The 18,120-nt window shown below is 41.8% G+C and carries 15 protein-coding genes, 1 tRNA gene and 1 pseudogene; 7 read left to right on the top strand and 10 right to left on the bottom strand.

The window, feature by feature from the left end:
• Positions 1-529: 529 nt before the first annotated feature.
• Genes G4D73_RS13895 through sdhC form a run of 4 tightly spaced genes read right to left on the bottom strand, consistent with a single transcriptional unit; the run spans position 530 to position 3,929 of the window.
• Positions 530-1,240: a succinate dehydrogenase iron-sulfur subunit gene (locus tag G4D73_RS13895; protein ID WP_004279433.1), complete on the bottom strand. Its 711-nt coding sequence runs from the start codon at positions 1,238-1,240 to the stop codon at positions 530-532.
• A gap of 14 nt (positions 1,241-1,254) precedes the next feature.
• The gene (locus G4D73_RS13890; RefSeq protein WP_004646289.1) at positions 1,255-3,153 is read right to left on the bottom strand and encodes an FAD-binding protein; all 1,899 of its coding nucleotides are present in this window, start codon (positions 3,151-3,153) and stop codon (positions 1,255-1,257) included.
• Between the two features lie 12 nt (positions 3,154-3,165).
• Positions 3,166-3,531: a succinate dehydrogenase, hydrophobic membrane anchor protein gene (gene sdhD / locus G4D73_RS13885; RefSeq protein ID WP_004279431.1), complete on the bottom strand. Its 366-nt coding sequence runs from the start codon at positions 3,529-3,531 to the stop codon at positions 3,166-3,168.
• Positions 3,531-3,929 carry a succinate dehydrogenase, cytochrome b556 subunit gene (gene sdhC, locus G4D73_RS13880; protein ID WP_085064488.1) on the bottom strand — a complete coding sequence of 133 codons (399 nt, stop codon included), beginning with the start codon at positions 3,927-3,929 and terminating at the stop codon, positions 3,531-3,533. Before sdhC ends, sdhD begins: the two co-directional genes overlap by 1 nt.
• Before the next feature lie 1,006 nt (positions 3,930-4,935).
• Here sdhC and gltA point away from each other — a divergent pair.
• The 3 genes from gltA to G4D73_RS13865 all read left to right on the top strand — a co-directional run bounded on the left by gltA (position 4,936) and on the right by G4D73_RS13865 (position 8,868).
• On the top strand, positions 4,936-6,210 hold the full coding sequence (gene gltA / locus G4D73_RS13875; RefSeq protein WP_129717195.1) for a citrate synthase: 1,275 nt from the start codon (positions 4,936-4,938) through the stop codon (positions 6,208-6,210).
• 156 nt (positions 6,211-6,366) lie between these two features.
• Complete coding sequence (locus G4D73_RS13870; protein WP_213687011.1) at positions 6,367-6,870, top strand: hypothetical protein; 504 nt, start codon at positions 6,367-6,369, stop codon at positions 6,868-6,870.
• Between the two features lie 372 nt (positions 6,871-7,242).
• The gene (locus G4D73_RS13865; RefSeq protein ID WP_213687010.1) at positions 7,243-8,868 is read left to right on the top strand and encodes an NAD+ synthase; all 1,626 of its coding nucleotides are present in this window, start codon (positions 7,243-7,245) and stop codon (positions 8,866-8,868) included.
• Positions 8,869-9,085: 217 nt separating this feature from the next.
• Here G4D73_RS13865 and G4D73_RS13860 read toward each other — a convergent pair.
• Positions 9,086-9,162, bottom strand: a tRNA-Met gene (locus G4D73_RS13860).
• 175 nt (positions 9,163-9,337) lie between these two features.
• Between G4D73_RS13860 and G4D73_RS13855 the strand changes: the two genes are divergently transcribed.
• Positions 9,338-9,742, top strand: a complete 405-nt coding sequence (locus tag G4D73_RS13855; protein WP_213687009.1) for a hypothetical protein — start codon at positions 9,338-9,340, stop codon at positions 9,740-9,742.
• A gap of 240 nt (positions 9,743-9,982) precedes the next feature.
• Complete coding sequence (locus tag G4D73_RS13850; RefSeq protein WP_004279425.1) at positions 9,983-10,423, top strand: universal stress protein; 441 nt, start codon at positions 9,983-9,985, stop codon at positions 10,421-10,423.
• Positions 10,424-10,467: 44 nt separating this feature from the next.
• Here the strand turns inward: G4D73_RS13850 and G4D73_RS13845 are convergent, their stop codons facing one another.
• Together G4D73_RS13845 and G4D73_RS13840 are read right to left on the bottom strand one after the other, a co-directional pair.
• Complete coding sequence (locus G4D73_RS13845) at positions 10,468-10,809, bottom strand: MGMT family protein (RefSeq protein ID WP_213687763.1); 342 nt, start codon at positions 10,807-10,809, stop codon at positions 10,468-10,470.
• 160 nt (positions 10,810-10,969) lie between these two features.
• Positions 10,970-12,469 (bottom strand): cation:proton antiporter, encoded by a 1,500-nt coding sequence (locus G4D73_RS13840; RefSeq protein ID WP_044111609.1) that lies wholly within the window; start codon positions 12,467-12,469, stop codon positions 10,970-10,972.
• 215 nt (positions 12,470-12,684) lie between these two features.
• Between G4D73_RS13840 and G4D73_RS13835 the strand changes: the two genes are divergently transcribed.
• Positions 12,685-13,239 (top strand): hypothetical protein, encoded by a 555-nt coding sequence (locus tag G4D73_RS13835; RefSeq protein WP_004730281.1) that lies wholly within the window; start codon positions 12,685-12,687, stop codon positions 13,237-13,239.
• A gap of 37 nt (positions 13,240-13,276) precedes the next feature.
• On the opposite strand, the gene G4D73_RS13830 is transcribed toward G4D73_RS13835, so the two are convergent.
• Complete coding sequence (locus G4D73_RS13830) at positions 13,277-14,182, bottom strand: neutral zinc metallopeptidase (RefSeq protein ID WP_213687008.1); 906 nt, start codon at positions 14,180-14,182, stop codon at positions 13,277-13,279.
• Positions 14,183-14,230: 48 nt separating this feature from the next.
• A complete protein-coding gene (locus G4D73_RS13825) occupies positions 14,231-15,157 on the bottom strand; it encodes a DUF808 domain-containing protein (protein WP_004646278.1) in 927 nt (308 codons plus the stop codon).
• Positions 15,158-15,346: 189 nt separating this feature from the next.
• Here G4D73_RS13825 and trpS point away from each other — a divergent pair, with 189 nt between their 5' ends.
• On the top strand, positions 15,347-16,360 hold the full coding sequence (gene trpS, locus G4D73_RS13820; protein ID WP_004279419.1) for a tryptophan--tRNA ligase: 1,014 nt from the start codon (positions 15,347-15,349) through the stop codon (positions 16,358-16,360).
• Between the two features lie 341 nt (positions 16,361-16,701).
• Here trpS and G4D73_RS13815 read toward each other — a convergent pair.
• Positions 16,702-18,050: pseudogene (locus G4D73_RS13815) on the bottom strand (capsule assembly Wzi family protein).
• Positions 18,051-18,120 lie beyond the last annotated feature (70 nt).

Below are 18,120 nucleotides of genomic sequence, written 5' to 3'. Positions count from 1 at the left end.
ATACCAGTCCCTGATTATGCAGTGTTTAAAAAATGTACCTGGCGTGGCATTTTTTAAACATAGTCATGGGCTAAATGCTAACATGATCTCAACTTTTCAATTGATTTTTTTGACACATACCTCCCATAAATTGGCTAAATACAGTTCAGATATTTTACTCTAATATATGGTGCTTTATCTCAAAAATAGATTCAATGTAGACTTAAGTCCTAAGCATTTCCGATAAATAAAAAGAGAGCAAACCTTTCAATCCACTCCCTCCTTAAATTTCCGTTATATAATAACATCGTTCTTGCTATTTTTCAGGTCAGTTTTACATCTAAAAATCATAAATACCCAAAATAATCACATGTTCTTCTTATATGGCGCTCAAAGCCCTTACCCTTTTCCTGACTGTTTCACTCAACTTTATACATTTTAAGTATAATATCTTTATTTTTATCTTATGATTTTCTAATTTTTCCAATAGTTTGCATAAAAAAAGCACACCTGAAGGTGTGCTTTTTTCTAAACTGCAAAGAGCAGCCTATTAGCCTGCCATATCTAAAAGCATATTACGGATGTGACCGATTGCTTTAGTTGGATTCAAGCCTTTAGGACATACAGATACACAGTTCATGATGCCTTTACAACGGAACAATGAGAACGGGTCGTCTAGACGAGCCAAACGCTCTTGCGTTCCAGTATCACGCGAGTCAATGATGAAGCGGTAAGCGTTCAACAATGCTGAAGGGCCCAAGAACTTGTCCGGGTTCCACCAGAATGACGGGCATGAAGTTGAACAGCATGCACAAAGAATACACTCATACAGACCATCAAGATGCTCACGCTCTTCAGGAGACTGTAAACGTTCCTTAGGAGGCGCAGGCTGGTTGTTGATCAAGAATGGATGGATCTTGTTGTACTGATCATAGAACTGGTTCATGTCAACCACTAGGTCTTTCACTACAGGAAGACCAGGCAATGGACGAACAGTAATTTCATTTGGTAAGTCGTTCAGGTTCCAAAGACACGCCAAACCGTTTTTACCATTGATGTTTACGCCATCAGAACCACAAATACCTTCACGACATGAACGACGGAACGTTAAAGTTTCGTCCTGTACTTTCAATGCAAGAAGTGCATCAAGCAACATACGGTGCTTGTCAGTCAGTTCAAGTTTGAAAGTTTGCATGTACGGTGCTTTATCCTTGTCAGGATCGTAGCGGTAGATATGAAATGTACGAGTACCTCTACTCATCTGAATTCTCCTGATTAGAATGTACGTGGTTTAGGTGGAATCGCGTCAACCGACAATGGACGGTAACGAACTGGCTTGTACTCTAGACGGTTATCCGCAGAGAACCATAAAGTGTGCTTCATCCACTCATCATCACGACGACCATATGGGTATTCAGCATGGTCTGGAGACTCTTCAAAGTCTACAACCGTATGTGCACCACGGCATTCTTTACGAGCAGCAGCTGAAATAAGCGTTGCTTTCGCAACTTCATACAAGTTTTCAACTTCAAGTGCTTCAATACGTGCAGTGTTGAATACTTTAGATTTGTCTTTCAAGTGAATATTGCGTACGCGCGGTTCAATTGCAAGAATCTGCTTCACACCTTCGTCTAGAAGCGCAGATGTACGGAATACACCAGCGTGGTCTTGAACGATGTCACGGATTGCATCAGCAACGTCTTGAGCATTCTCACCTGTAGTCGATTCGTCAAGTTTACGAATACGTTCAACAGTTTCTTGAAGCACAGTTGTTGGAAGTGGCTCATATTCGCCATCGTGCTGTTTAGTCACATATTCAATGATATGTTGACCAGCAGCCTTACCAAATACAACCAAGTCAAGCAATGAGTTCGTACCTAGACGGTTCGCACCGTGTACAGATACACATGAACACTCACCGATTGCATAGAAGCCTTTTACTGGCTTAGCAAAATCACGACCTTCGGCATTTGTAGAGTAAACGTCAGTGTCTTTGTTGTAGTTAGCAACAAGCGCTTCAGTTTCACGAGACTCAGGAACAACCACCTGACCATGAATATTCGTTGGAATACCACCCATTTGGTAATGAATTGTTGGTACTACAGGAATTGGCTCTTTAGTGATGTCAACGTTCGCGAATTTCTTACCAATCTCGAATACAGATGGAAGACGTTTCATGATCGTGTCAGCACCCAAGTGCGTCATATCAAGCAGGATGTAATCGCCTTTAGGACCACAACCACGACCTTCTTTGATCTCTTGGTCCATAGAACGTGATACGAAGTCACGTGGCGCCAAGTCTTTCAAAGTTGGTGCATAACGTTCCATGAACGGTTCGCCGTCTTTGTTACGAAGGATTGCACCTTCACCACGACAACCTTCAGTCAACAATACGCCTGCGCCCGCAACACCCGTTGGGTGGAATTGCCAGAATTCCATATCTTGTAATGGAATACCTGCACGAGCAGCCATACCAAGACCGTCACCAGTGTTGATATAAGCATTTGTAGATGCACGGTACACACGACCAGCACCACCAGTAGCGAACAAAGTCGCTTTTGCTTGGAATACTGCAATTTTACCAGTTTCCTGATCAATTGCTGTAACACCAAGAACGTCGCCTTTTTCGTTACGGATCAGGTCAAGCGCAATCCATTCTACGAAGAACTGAGTGCCCATTTTCACATTGCTTTGATAAAGTGTGTGAAGAAGTGCGTGACCGGTACGGTCGGCAGCAGCACATGCACGTGGCACAGCTTTTTCACCGTAGTTTGCTGAGTGACCACCGAATGGACGTTGGTAAATTGTACCATCAGCATTACGGTCGAATGGCATACCCAGGTGTTCAAGTTCATAAACCACTTGAGGCGCTTCACGAGTCATGAACTCGATTGCATCTTGGTCACCTAACCAGTCCGAACCTTTTACAGTGTCGTAGAAGTGGTAGTGCCAGTTATCTTCTTGCATGTTACCAAGAGATGCACCAATACCACCCTGCGCTGCAACAGTGTGCGAACGAGTTGGGAATACTTTAGTCAGAACCGCAACTTTCAAACCAGCTTGAGCAAGTTGGTAAGACGCACGCATACCTGAACCACCACCACCAACGATGACAGCATCGAAAGTTTCGTGCGGAATATTTGTGTAATCTTCTTTAGGGTTTATAGCGCCCATGATTGTTTCCTATCAATTCGCCCAAAAAATCTGGATCGCCCAGATTGCATATGCAAGTACAGCAATGATCACTGCTGAAGTCAGTACAAGGCGTAAACCTGAAGCTGAAGGACCCATTTGACGAGTAGTCACATAATCCGTGAATACCTGCCACATGCCGATCCATGCGTGTGCAACAAGAGATAAGACCGCCAACAAAGACATGATCTTCATTGGAACTGTCATCATAAAGCCGTACCACTGTTCAAAGTTGAAACCACCATTCAGTAGAATCCAACCCAGTACAACAACGGTATAAACAGCTAGAACTACAGCACTGACACGTTGGAGAAACCAATCGCGAGAACCTGAACCTGTTAAACCAGTAGCGCTTTTCATTAGAGTACGATCCATACAAATGCTGCAACAATACCGATTGCAGACAAGATTAATGCGATAGTAGATGCAACACGGCCACTTTCTAGTTCTTCAGCAACGCCAATGTCAGCAAGTAAATGCTTAACACCCGCAATAAAGTGAAAAATCAAGCCGGCGACAAATACCCATACAATGAAACGAACAATGAAACCGTTAAAGATTTCTTGAACTTGCGCAAAACCTTCAGGCGAAGACAATGACTTGTCTAAAATCCATAGAAGGACCGGTACGAGTAAGAATACGATAACACCTGAAAGACGGTGTAGAATTGATGCAATAGCCACGGGTGATTTTAAGTTTACTTCTAAAACTTGACCCATGGACAAATTGACAGGTCTGTTGCTTTTCACAGCGGGCATCCTGTAAGTAAAAACTCCATCCGGAGTTTGTTGGAATTAATTCGAAGGAAAGCTGGCATTCTTAGGCAAATACATGCCTAAAATCAAAACGACACTGAATTATAAAACGTGAACTATTAAAATACAAACGGCTGAATTTGGCTTTTTGGATAAAAAACTATTAAATAAGAATCATTAACAACAATAAGTCGGGCTTAATATATTATTCCGCCCTTTCAATTCCTATCTATATGATTGTTTTTAAATAATTAAGATGATCAATTCACTCGGTTTTAAGCCTGCAGAACCATGTTTGAGTTTTAGACTAAAGACGCACAGTTCCATCACAAATATTATTTAAATCTCTTTTTAATTCAGATTTAAATCAAGCGCCTATATTTAACAGACCACTTGCCCCAATTCAGCAGCAGCACAGTGATTCAGATAACCTGATGTTAAATAGCGACTTAGTGCATCAGATGATGGGTTTTTCAATCAATTTGAAGCATTTAGATTCAAAAAATCATTCATTTATTTTTATACTGCTTACCTTTGCTGCAAAGTTGGCCATTTATTAAGCTATTTTTTAATCAATTAAACCGGATTTAAAATTCAATTAATTGCTTTTATTTATAATTCTACCTGTTAAATTCAGCTTGGCAAAAACGATGTAAGTTATGAGATTTATATAGTTTTAAGCATGCTCACCTTAATCTTTCACTATTTTCGCCCGCATTTCTTGCTAGGAAAAAACGCTTACAAATGCCCCAAGCAGTCTATTTTTTTCTGCACCTCTGCATCAATTTGACTTATTATAGAGGTTTGATGCTGTGATTTTACTGAACTTTTTATACTGAGCGAATGTGACTAAAACTGCTGTGCGGCCGTCATTTTTCATCCATAAGTATAATTGACAAAATTTCAGTACTCACTAATCTTATAGCAAATTTTTGATCCGTCCGTTTTGTGCATTAAAAGATTGATAGACAAAGCGGATATACATTCACCAGGACAGGAGATCTATTGAATGTCTGAAGCAACTGGCAAGAAAGCCGTTTTACAGCTTGATGGCAAAGAAATTGAACTACCAATTTACAGCGGCACATTGGGCCCAGATGTAATCGACGTTAAAGATGTGTTGGCTGCAGGTCACTTTACTTTTGATCCTGGTTTTATGGCGACAGCTGCGTGCGAGTCTAAAATCACGTTCATCGATGGTAACAAAGGTGTACTTTTACACCGTGGCTACCCAATCGATCAATTGGCGACTAAAGCTGATTACTTGGAAACTTGCTATTTATTGTTAAATGGCGAACTTCCAACTACTGAGCAAAAAGAAGAATTTGACGCTAAAGTACGTAACCATACAATGGTTCACGATCAAGTTAGCCGTTTCTACAATGGTTTCCGTCGTGATGCGCATCCTATGGCGATCATGGTAGGTGTGGTTGGTGCGTTGTCTGCGTTCTATCACAACAACCTTGACATCGAAGATGTGAACCACCGTGAAATCACTGCAATTCGTTTAATCGCGAAGATTCCTACGCTGGCGGCTTGGAGCTACAAGTACACCATTGGTCAACCATTCGTTTACCCACGTAATGACCTTGGTTATGCAGAAAACTTCCTGCACATGATGTTTGCTACGCCTGCAGATCGTGATTACAAAGTTGATCCGATCCTTGCAAAAGCAATGGACCGTATCTTCACGCTTCATGCTGACCACGAACAAAATGCGTCTACGTCTACCGTACGTTTAGCTGGTTCTACTGGTGCGAATCCATATGCATGTATCGCTGCTGGTATCTCTGCACTTTGGGGTCCTGCTCATGGCGGCGCGAACGAAGCTGTTCTTAAGATGCTTGACGAAATCGGCACTGTAGAAAACGTTGCTGGCTTCATGGAAAAAGTGAAAACTAAAGAAGTTAAACTGATGGGCTTCGGTCACCGAGTTTACAAAAACTTCGATCCACGTGCGAAAGTAATGAAAGAAACTTGCGACGAAGTTCTTGGTGCACTTGGCATCAATGATCCACAGCTTGCATTGGCTATGGAACTTGAACGTATCGCGCTTTCTGACGAATACTTCATCAAGCGTAACCTTTACCCGAACGTAGACTTCTACTCAGGTATCATCCTTAAAGCGATTGGTATCCCGACTGAAATGTTTACTGTGATCTTCGCGCTTGCACGTACTGTTGGCTGGATCAGCCACTGGTTAGAAATGCACAGCGGTCCTTACAAGATCGGTCGTCCTCGTCAGCTTTACACTGGCGAAGTTCAACGCGATATCGTTCGTTAATTCGAACCGCGTCGAAAGACTTAAAAAAACCACCCGCCTGGGTGGTTTTTTTAGTGCTGACAAAAGCCTACAAAAAATTGACCTGAAACGTTTTAAAATTAGCATATCAAAATCATATTCACGGATTAAGTCACCTAAAAACAGGATATATATTGAATGCTGTTGTATTTTCTGCCCTTTATTTTGAGACTGGTTCGTTTTGAACAGTTTAAGTGCCGCAGTTTAACGCCTGGTGAAATCAAAATTTCCCAACAGGTATTTGGCAACCTGATCGATTATTCCCGCGTTAAAATCATGAATCACCCTTACCTACCTTGGCAATCCAAACATGTCATTATGGCGCCGAGTGGCTACATACATGTACGCAATTTAAATTATCGGGAAGATTATTCGCGCGAGAGTTTATCTTATCAGGCACTATTTATTCATGAGATGGCGCATATTTATCAACACCAATGTCAGATCAATGTGCTTTTAAAAGGGGCATTTTTACAAAGTGCTTATTTTCTCAGCTTGGGAAAATATAATCCGTACAAATATCAATTTAATCCCAACAAATCATTTTCAACCTACAATATTGAACAACAAGGCGATATTGCCCGGGATATTTTTCTAAAAAAAATTCCGAATATTATTTTAAATCCACAAATAAACAGATGATATTTAATCAGTTTAATTCCAAAAAATATAGATAAGGCATATTTTAAAAGCCGAAATTTCGACTTTAGCCTTTAAATCTATATACGCCTAGATGCATAAAAAATCAGCATATTTTCTAATTTTATATAATAACTTTTTCACTCAATGCCTGTTCTGCTAAATCAGCTCTAGCTTATCGATAAAATTTCGATAAAATAAGCCGGTATGATTATTTTGCATCGCACATTAAGATTCAATGATCATACGATAAAAAGTTTTTTTATTTAAGCCATTTGGCATTTTATGAATATCGAAGTGCACTCAACTGAATAATTAGAATTATAAAAATCAGTAATTTAGTGTACCAACCTATAGGAATAGGATTTACTTGGAATGAAAAGTTTTAAAATTGCGATTGCTCAATTCTCTCCACACGTGGGCAATCTGGATGCAAATACGCAAAAAATGATTGATCTGGCCAATCAGGCTAAAAAAGATAAAGCGGATCTGATTATCTTTCCTGAACTTTCAACGCTGGGCTATCCTGCAGAAGACTTATTAATTCGCCCAAGCCTGGTGAAACGCACCAAAGCAGCTTTTGAAAAACTAACTGAAGTAAAAGATATTGTCATGGTCTTTGGTTTTGTTAATCAAACTGAAGATGGTCAACGTTATAACTCGGCTGCTGTTATGAAAGATGGTGAAGTACTGGGTGTTTATAACAAACAAGTATTGCCAAACTATGGTGTATTTGATGAAAAGCGTTATTTTGGCGAAGGTCATCAACACCTGGTATTTGAGTATCTTGGACATAAATTTGGCGTATTGATCTGTGAAGATGTCTGGTCTTTAGCCACTGTTCAGCAACTGGCAAAATTGAATATCGACACAGCTTTGGTACTGAATGCATCGCCATATGAAGTGGGTAAACCACAACATCGCATTGAAACCATGGCGGCCTTGGTCAAACAGCTGAATATCAATCTGGTGTACTGCAACCAGGTCGGTGGCCAAGACGACCTGATCTTTGATGGTACCAGCTTTGTGCTCAACAAATCTGGCGAGATAGCTTTACAAGCGCCAACTTTCCAGGAAAATCTGGCAATTGCAGAATTTAATGCTGAACAGCTGCAATTCAGCAAAGGCGCAATTGCACCTGCTTTAGACACCATGGCTGAGATTTATCAAAGCCTGGTTATGGCCACACGTGATTATGTACAGCGTTCTGGTTTCCCAGGTGTGATTTTGGGCCTGTCTGGCGGGATTGACTCTGCCCTGACCTTGGCGATTGCTGTAGATGCGCTTGGCGCAGACAAAGTTCAAGCTGTGATGATGCCTTATACCTATACCGCACAAATCAGTGTGGAAGATGCAGCGGCTCAAGCCAAAAATATGGGCGTGACTTTCGGTATTGCCGAAATCAATCCAGTGGTAAGCGGCTTTATGCAGGTGCTATTCCCGTTCTTTGGCAACGCTCCAGTCGATGCTACCGAGGAAAACCTGCAAGCACGTTCACGGGGCACCTTATTGATGGCCCTATCTAACAAATTCGGTAATCTGGTGCTGGCAACCGGTAATAAGTCTGAACTAGCTGTCGGTTATTGCACCCTGTATGGCGATATGGTCGGTGGTTATGCAGTTCTGAAAGATGTGTATAAAACCATTGTGTTTGAACTGGCGAAATATCGTAACAGCATTTCAGAAACTCCAGTGATTCCGGAACGTGTGATTACCCGTCCACCTTCAGCAGAACTGCGTCCAGATCAGGTCGATCAAGACTCTTTACCTGCCTATGACATTCTAGATGCGATCTTGTACTCTTATATTGAAGAAGATATGAGTCAAGACGATATCATTGCCAAAGGCTTTGATGCTGAAGTCGTGAAAAAAGTGATTCGTCTGGTTGATATCAATGAGTACAAGCGCCGCCAAGGTGCCATTGGACCACGTATCAGCTCACGCTCTTATGGCCGTGAGCGTCGTTATCCAATTGTGAATGGCTGGAAAGCAGGTAGCTAAATTCTGCTCTCAATGATGTAAATCAGAATCGCCCAAGGAATGCTTGGGCGATTTTTTTATGCGGCAGTAAAATGAAGAATAGCCCCAACATCAAGAAGGAAAAATAATGTTTTGTGGAAACTAAAAATTAGTGGATGCTTCAAATATTTTTTTGTGGTTTGCAGTGCTTTTTAAAAGACAAAAAAAGAGACCAAGCTGAGAGCTTGGTCTTTTAAAATGGTGGCTATGACGAGACTTGAACTTGTGACCCCCGCATTATGAGTGCGGTGCTCTAACCAACTGAGCTACATAGCCGTAAACTGTGTGCGCATTATCGTAATTTCAGCTTCTATCGTCAAGCATTTTAAAAAACAAATGTTCAGTCTTTATGCAAATACGGAATAAACTTTTAAATTTTAAACAAAAAAGGGTTTTTTAGTATGTAATTCACGCATTCATAGCACCATTTAATTCTTCGAGGAATCATTAGATGTATAAAATCAAAATATTTATTTTACTCATTGGCCTTTCAAGTCTGAGTGCCTGCCAGACCATCTCGCCTATTTTCGTAGATTATAATGGCGTCAGACGTGATGTGGCACAGTGGATTAATCAGCAGCAACTGATGAGCATGCAGCAGAAAAGGTCTTTGGCACAACTCAGCAGAGCACAGCAGAAAATCGAGCGCTATCCGGAATATGAGCAGACTCAACGACTGGCGGTAACCGGGGAAAATCAGATTGCATTACACTGTGCGCATTTACATTTAACAGAACATAAAATCCGGCAGCTACAGCAAAAAATTTATGCAGGTGAAATTCAAACAATTTTAAATCGCTATGAACAGCTGTCACCGCAAATAAAATTAGACCCGACATCTATTCGATGTGATTGACCGCCATTTTGACTAAGCTCATTAATTACATATAAATTATCAACTTAGGCTAAATAAATAACTCGGTTCAATAGCTCTAAAAAGGTGCTTGATTCTTTAATCTATTAGACATTATACCTATGTATTTACTTGGTTTTATTTTTATACAATACAGGCTATGATCAAAGTATAAACAACTATTCGTACCCGGTTTAACGCGTCATAATTTTATAACTCTAAATTCCCCTTAGGAGAATTCTAATGCCTTTTGAACATATTTTAGTACCTGTTGACGGTTCAGAAACATCGTATGCTGCAGTAGATAAAGCTGTAGAAATTGCCAAAGCATTTAACAGTAAAGTCACAGTGGTTCAAGTGTTGGCGCTGGACCCTTATATCGCTGCGGAATATATCTCTGCGGCACAAACCAATGACCTGATTGAACGTGCCCGCACTTCCATCCTGAAAACGCTGGATGAAGCCAAAGCAAAATTCTCTGGTGCAGGTGTTGAAGTGGATACACAGCTGCTTGAGGGTCAGGTGATTTATAGCGAGATTGTCAAAGCAGCTAAAGATTTAAATTCTGACCTGATCGTGATTGGTTCACATGGTCGCACTGGCTTCAAAAAACTGTTCCTTGGCAGCGTAGCGCAAAGCATTCTCGGCCAAGCGGATATTCCAGTAATGGTGATTCGCAACTAAATTATCTTTAAAATCCCCACTTTTCACTAAGTGGGGATTTTTTTTTATATCTCGACCAGACCATCCCATTGATAGCGTTTTAAATCCACACGATCACCTCTAAAACAAATTCCTTCCTGCATAAGTTTTTGCTGCTGGATATTGTGACCATGTTCGTCCAGTTGCTTCACACTGATTTTCGCCTGGGCATTGATCACCCGATACCAGGGAATATCAGTATCCGTATTTAAATGACTGAGTACTCGCCCGACCAATCGCGCATGTTTGGGTAAACCCGCCAGTCTGGCAATCTGTCCGTAGGTGGCGACTTTGGCATATGGAATCTGATTGACCACAGCCAAAATCATTTCTGTCATTTCCTGATTGGCTGAACTTGTCTGGGTCATTTTCATCTTATTAATAGCTCATTTAAATAAAAGATCACACCTCAACCTATCCACAAAAAGCTAGATGAAAATAATCAAGCCTGATGAAATACGCTGATTCAAGCTCTCTCATCTCACGATAGAAATAATCCGGCAGCATCTTGATACTCTAAGTTTATCTTTAGAAATTATCCGGATTTTCCAGTCGTTTGACTTCCTGGACTTTATCTGGATGATGCACCGTGGCGACGCCATCTGCATCTTTCTGATCAATCAGAATCTCTGGCTGAAAGATAGTGATGGTCTCATTTCCTTTGGCATCTTCCCCGACAATATAGCGAAAGCCCTTACGGTTCAACTTGTGGCACATACGTTGATACCAGCCTTTAAAGCCCTGCGTTTCTTCATTGGGATTATAATAAAATGCATTCATCACCGCAGGCAGACCCAAGCCACATACCACACCGGATAATAGCACCACAATAAAGGTATAGCCCACCAGAATACTGCTATAGGCTTCCAGCTGAGGAATATTGGCGACCGCCAGAATTAAGGCCAAAGAAATCCCGCCACGCACCCCGCCCCAAGACAGGATTGTCAAACTGCCGTTATAGCTTTTCTTGCTGACTTTTGGAAACAGCGCAAAAGCCAGGTAATTGGCTGCAAAACGGGCCAAATGCAGAATTACAAAGGCCACCATTCCGCCCAGAACCAGACTGGTACTCAAGTCCAGAATAAACAATTCTAGACCAATCAGGGTAAACAGGAATGAATTGATAATTCCCTCAACCGTATGCCAGAAATGATTAACGTCACCAATTTCAGCATCTGCCAGGATTTCTTTCCATTTATTGCCAACAATCAAACCACCAATCACACAGGCAATTGGCGCGGAAGCATGTGCCAGCAAAGCCACCAGATAGGAACCACAAGCCAGCAAGGCCGTGGTCAAAATCAGAGATTCCATTTCATGCTTACCGCGCAAAATCCGCAAGATCGCAAAACCGAATCCGAGACCAATCAGCACCGCCACGACAATTTCATAAAGCAAGGTTTGCAGCACTGCCAGTACCGTAAAGTTTTCACCTTGCAGGACATTGAGTAAAGTCATAAACAAGGCAATACACATCGCATCATTAAACAACGACTCGCCTTCCAGCTTGACGATCAAATGATGCGGTGCACGAACCGAACTCAATACCCCTTTAATGCCGATCGGATCTGTGGCGCCCAAGGCCGCCCCTAGCAATAGCAAAACCAGCAAGTCAACATGCTTACCAATCAGGAACTGATAACCATACAACACCACGCCAAAGAACACTGCACAGAACACCAAAGCCAGACCAGCCAAAATACTGATCGGCCGCCAGTGGTTACGCAAATCTGAGACCTTAAACTTCAGCGCAGATGAAGTCAGGATAAAACAGATCACCCCATTGATCAGAAAATCATAGAAATCGACGTGACGAACAGCCTGCTCGATATTGTCAATATTGATGCTAAAGAATGGATTGCCATGCAGTAAACTGGCGCCCCACTGCAAAATAAAAACAAAGATTGCTGAGACAATCGGGACACCGATCGCTTGCGGAAAACCCAAAACGCGCTTATTAAACATCGTCGTAGCAATGGACAAGGCAAATACGACTGTGAGTAGCTGAAGAAAAAAGAAATTTCCCATTCGGTTTCCTAAAATCGGGCGAGATGGAGCACTATACGCCGAGAGGCGTTGTTAAAATAGAGATTTGAATAGCAAGGTATTCTGGCAAAACAAGTTTAGTCCGTTTTTTATCGAATTGAGTTAAGTTTCTTTTCAGTATTTTCGAATGATGATTTAACATACAGGTCAGCACTCGGCTTTTGCTTTCCCATCATTCTATTTTGAATTTTTCTCCCATGCATCAAACTGTCAAAACCATTTTTCGTCTCTGTTTTGCCAGCGTGATTTTTCTGATCACGTTGTCCTTATGTTTTACCTGCTTTGCTAAAATTCAGGAAATTCTGCAAGCAGAACAGCATTATCAGCAAGCCACCAGCATTCCCTTACAAAGTTCAACCGGGGAGCAGTATGTATTGGTGTCCAATAACCAGCGACCGGACAATGCCATTTTTATTCTGATTGCAGGAAATGGTTATGTGGCCAAAATCAATTGTGAGCATTACAGCGCTTTATGTAGCGATGAAGACAATCAATCGCATACCCGACAAATCCAGAGCGTTGACTTAATTAAAGCGGGAAATCTCTTCTATATTGAAAAAATCCAGTTCAGAGATAGCCGGACTGGCAAAGCAACTGCTTTAGAATATAACAAACAAGATATTCAGCAGTTTTATCAAAATGACATGAGCAACCTCAAATATACGGTCTTTGCAATTGCACTGTTTGCTTTGGCTGCATTATTCGTCAGTATCAAGATATTAAGAAATTTCCGGCGTTTTCTGCATAAATAAAAAAAGGAGCATCTGCTCCTTTTTTTATCGAAGTCATTTAAATATTTTGATTAAAGGTATCACAATTCGCAACCTGACCGGATTTCAAGCCGGTATTAAACCATTGTACCCGCTGCGCGCTGCTGCCATGAGTAAAGCTGTCCGGCACCACCTGCCCGCGGGCACGTTTCTGCAAATAGTCATCGCCAATTTTATGAGCGGCATCCATCGCTTCCTGCACATCGCCCTGTTCCAAAAATTGGGTTCGCTCATGATTATGGTAAGCCCAGACGCCGGCCAGACAGTCTGCCTGCAATTCCTGACGCACTGAAAGCTGATTACTTTGCACTTCGCTTGCTTGCTGACGTGCTTGCTGTACTTGAGAAGAAATACCTAAAATCGTCTGGATATGATGCCCCACTTCATGGGCCACGACATAGGCCAGCGCGAAATCCCCAGCCTGATCATTACGGGAAAGTTCGGTGGCATTCTGTTCTCCGGTAATGCCCATTTGGGTATGCATATCTTTAAAGAATGCAGTATCGATATACACTTTCTGGTCTGTCGGGCAGTAGAAAGGCCCCATCGCCGCCTGAGCAGTACCACAACCAGAATTCACGATGCCGTTAAACAACACCAGTTTCGGTGGGACATACTGCTGATTTAACTGCTGCTGAAACACCTGATTCCAGGTATCTTCAGTATCTGCCAATACAGTTCCAACAAAATCAATCGACTCCTGCTGTTCTGGCGTGGGATTTTCCAGGCCACGTGTTTCTGCCGCACCCGATACCCCCTGAGTGACCTGCTTGGTGGTTTGATAAGCCTGTTGTGGATCGACACCGAAAAACTTCCAGGCCACAAAGGCCACAATCAATCCAACAATACTGATTCCGCCAGCTTTGGCACCACCACCACGACGGTCTTCTACATTGCTACTGACACGACGACCTTTCCAACGCATAGTCTTTTCCTTTTCTTAATCTGCTTAATATCCAGATATTTCGACACCTTAAGCTTTTGATGATTTAGGCCAGATTTTCTTAATCAGGCTAATCACCAACATGACCAGCAGACCCGCTAAAATTCCCACTGCGAAATTAATCAAGGTCGGCGTCACGGCACCGACAATGTTTCCAATGCTGGGAATATCCTGCACATAAGCAACACTGTCTTCAGTAAAGTGATGAATAAAAGGAATTGCATGGTTAATAATTCCACCGCCCACCAGAAACATCGCAGCGGTCCCAACAATGGAGAGAATTTTCATTAAGATCGGGGCAAATGCCAACAAGCCACGTCCTATTTTTTGTTTAAAATCGGACTGCTGTTCAGTCAGATGCAGACCGATATCATCCAGTTTGACAATCAGCGCAACAAAACCATAAACACCAATGGTCATCACCACCGCGATCAGGCTTAAAACAGTCACTTTGGTCAGCATCGAGGCTGCAGCGACCGTTCCCAAAGTAATCACGATAATTTCAGCAGACAGGATAAAGTCAGTGCGAATAGCACCTTTGACTTTTTCATTTTCAAACTGGTGCAAATCCATTTCTGTATGAATCAATTGCTCACGCGCCTGTTCCGCGTCCTTGGCCTTCGGTGTATGCAAGGTATGAATAATTTTTTCCACGCCTTCATAACATAAGAACAAACCACCCAGCACCAACAAGGGATTAATCAGCCAGCCTGCAATAAAGCTGATTAATAATGCCAGCGGCACCAAAATCAGTTTATTAACAAAAGAACCTTTGGCAACTTTCCAGACCACCGGTAATTCACGATCAGCCCGCACACCTGTCACTTGCTGCGCATTTAAAGCCAGATCATCACCAAGGACGCCTGCCGTTTTTTTTGCTGCCATTTTGCTCATGACAGCGACATCATCCAGAACAGTAGCAATATCATCTAATAATAGTAATAAACTGCTCGCCATACTTATTATCCTTATCTTCTTTCCAGATAGTTTAATCAAAATTGTTAAAAATATTGTATTCACTTGTTTAATTTATAAGATTTTTTTACGACAGCTTTTTTTCTGGCTGACAATCAAAAACAGAATGCCGTACAATGTTGCCATTCGTTAAAATACAGCTGTAGTACTGACTACCCTTTGGAATAGATAATGAGTAATCAAGATAATCGTCCAGTGATCTTGACGGGCGACCGTCCTACCGGACAACTCCACCTCGGCCACTTTGTGGGTTCATTACGCTCTCGTGTAGGTCTGCAAGATTCTCACCATCAACACTTGTTACTCGCCGATGCTCAAGCCCTAACTGATAATGCGGACAATTTTGAAAAAGTACGTCGTAACATTATTGAAGTGGCGACGGATTATCTGGCTGTCGGTATTGATCCAACTAAAACCACAATTTGTGTTCAGTCATGCTTACCTGCCTTAAATGAACTGACCATGCTATATCTCAACTTTGTGACTGTTTCACGTCTTGAGCGTAACCCGACCATTAAATCTGAAATCCAGATGCGTGGTTTTGAGCGTGATATTCCAGCCGGCTTCTTGTGCTACCCGGTGGCTCAAGCTGCTGACATTACAGCATTTAAGGCAACGGTTGTTCCTGTGGGTGAAGATCAAATTCCAATGATCGAACAGACCAACGAAATCGTGCGTCGTTTAAACCGTCAAATTGGTCATGACCTGCTACCAGAATGTAAGGCACTTCTTTCCAATGTTGGTCGCCTACCTGGTTTTGATGGTAAAGCAAAAATGTCGAAATCTTTGGGCAATACCATTGTGCTGGATGCGACAGATAAAGATATTAAGAAAGCCGTCAATGCAATGTATACCGATCCGAATCATCTGCGTATTGAAGATCCAGGTCAGGTCGAAGGCAATGTGGTATTTACTTATCTAGATGCCTTTGACCCAAATAAAGAAGAGCTGGAAGAGCTCAAAGCCCATTATCGTCGTGGTGGTTTAGGCGATGGTACAGTGAAAAAACGTCTGGAAAGTATTTTAAAAGAATTGATCGGCCCAATTCGTGAGCGTCGTATTGAACTGGCTAAAGATCCCGATTACATCATGGATATCCTGAAAACCGGTACGGATAAATGTCGCGATATTACCCAGGCGACACTGGATGAAGTTAAATCTGGCCTCGGTGTATTCCATTTTTAATTAGAAAAAATTGCTCTTAAAAGCTCTTCTGATGAAGAGCTTTTTTGTTTAAGCTAAAATTGCGCAAAAATGATGCAAATATCCCCACATAATCTTCATAGTTTTAACCTTATTTAACATGTATTAACATGAATACTGATGAGTCATATGAGAATGCATCCTATTATGATTGTATTCAGTAAGGAATCAGATTTAACTCTCTCCACAGTTAATGAAGTAGTTTGAAAGACATTCCTTTTTCTACGCAATGACAACCCCAATCATTGCGTTTTTTTTGTTTATAGTTTTTTAAAATGATAAAAAAATTCTGCTTTCAAGCAGGATTTAATCATGGCTCAGAATTAATAACTGAACAAGCCTTTTTCTAACGGTATTTCGATACCTAAAGAAACTCCGCTATCTCGACCCTTCACTTGTGAATCACCGATCCATGCATTAATTTTAAGCGGCATTTCTGGGCGGATATAATGCGACCAGGTCAAATCCGATGCTTTAATTTCATCATTAAAAGCAATACGAATATCCCCACCTACGGAAATCATCTGCGCATCACCACCTAAAGCATGTGCTAGAGGATAACCATGCTGATAAAAACCATCTGTATAATTCGTATGATTATAAGCAATCCCTTGAGCTTTACCATTGGTACGGGTATCTGCCCATTCTGCATAAACTTGGTATGGCATATTTCTCAAACTAGCAGAATAGTCGATTCCAGCCAAATACATTTTTTTTTTGCAGGTAAGCCCCCAGCCTCATCCTCTCCTACATATTGAGCATATAGACCCACCGGAATTTGGGTAAGAGAAAATAAATTTAACCGCGCATCGAAACCGGCAATCTGGTTAGATGGGTCTGGTTCATCTGTACCCCCATTATCTTTACTACCTACAAAAGCATCCCACAGCGAACTTAAACTTTCAGGTCGTCCTTCACCACCCCACTGAATCGCACGCGAGGCACCAAGCTCTAAATAAGGTAAAGGCTGTGCTGTAACACGCAAACCAATCAATTTGGCGTCTGGAACTGCGCTATAGTCATCGAGTTGACCGGCAAAAGCCTGATATTGCCACGGCCCAATCCAAGATAACCATTTATTTTCAAATGCTGTCTGTTCTGCACGTTGAACTGTAAAGCCATAGACTGGACGGCTGGCATCACCACGAATTAAGCTGCCATCATGGCCTGGCCCCCAATAAGTTGGAATCTGCCCAGCAATCAACCATTGATTCCAAAGTTTCCCCGCCAGATAAGAACCTTCAAGATTTACATCTTGATCATTATCAATTTGTGGATCTTTTTCAGCATTCACCCTGATTTTGGCATCCCAGTTTGTACTGCCAGCATTAAACTCTAAAGCTGCCTGATATTGTGCTTTTTGCTGATCCCCGAAAGCCTGTGGAATATTTTTTTGATCGGTTTCTGCAAATACACCCAATTTTAGCTGTTGATTATCTGCCTTTATTTTAGCCAGAACCGAATCGATCACACGCTGCTGTACAATATTGCTGATCTGCGCATTTGATAAAGCTCGTTGAATTTCATCCCCACTCAGTGGCCAGGTTGAGGTACTGATTTGAATGACTCCTTGCTGGTTTAACCAGTTCAGGTCAGTACGCAAATTTGCATCATTTAGAACCAGACCTTGAGCAAAAGCAGGAAGCGCAAGCGTAGTCAGTAATACACTCAATAATGTTTTTTTAGCAACATGGGATGAATATTCTCAAGTTTATTTTCTGCTTCACCTTAATCGCTCCTAT

It is taken from the genome of Acinetobacter sp. WY4 (assembly GCF_018438165.1).
Classification (GTDB): Bacteria; Pseudomonadota; Gammaproteobacteria; order Pseudomonadales; family Moraxellaceae; genus Acinetobacter.
This window is presented reverse-complemented; position numbering and strand designations above follow the sequence as displayed.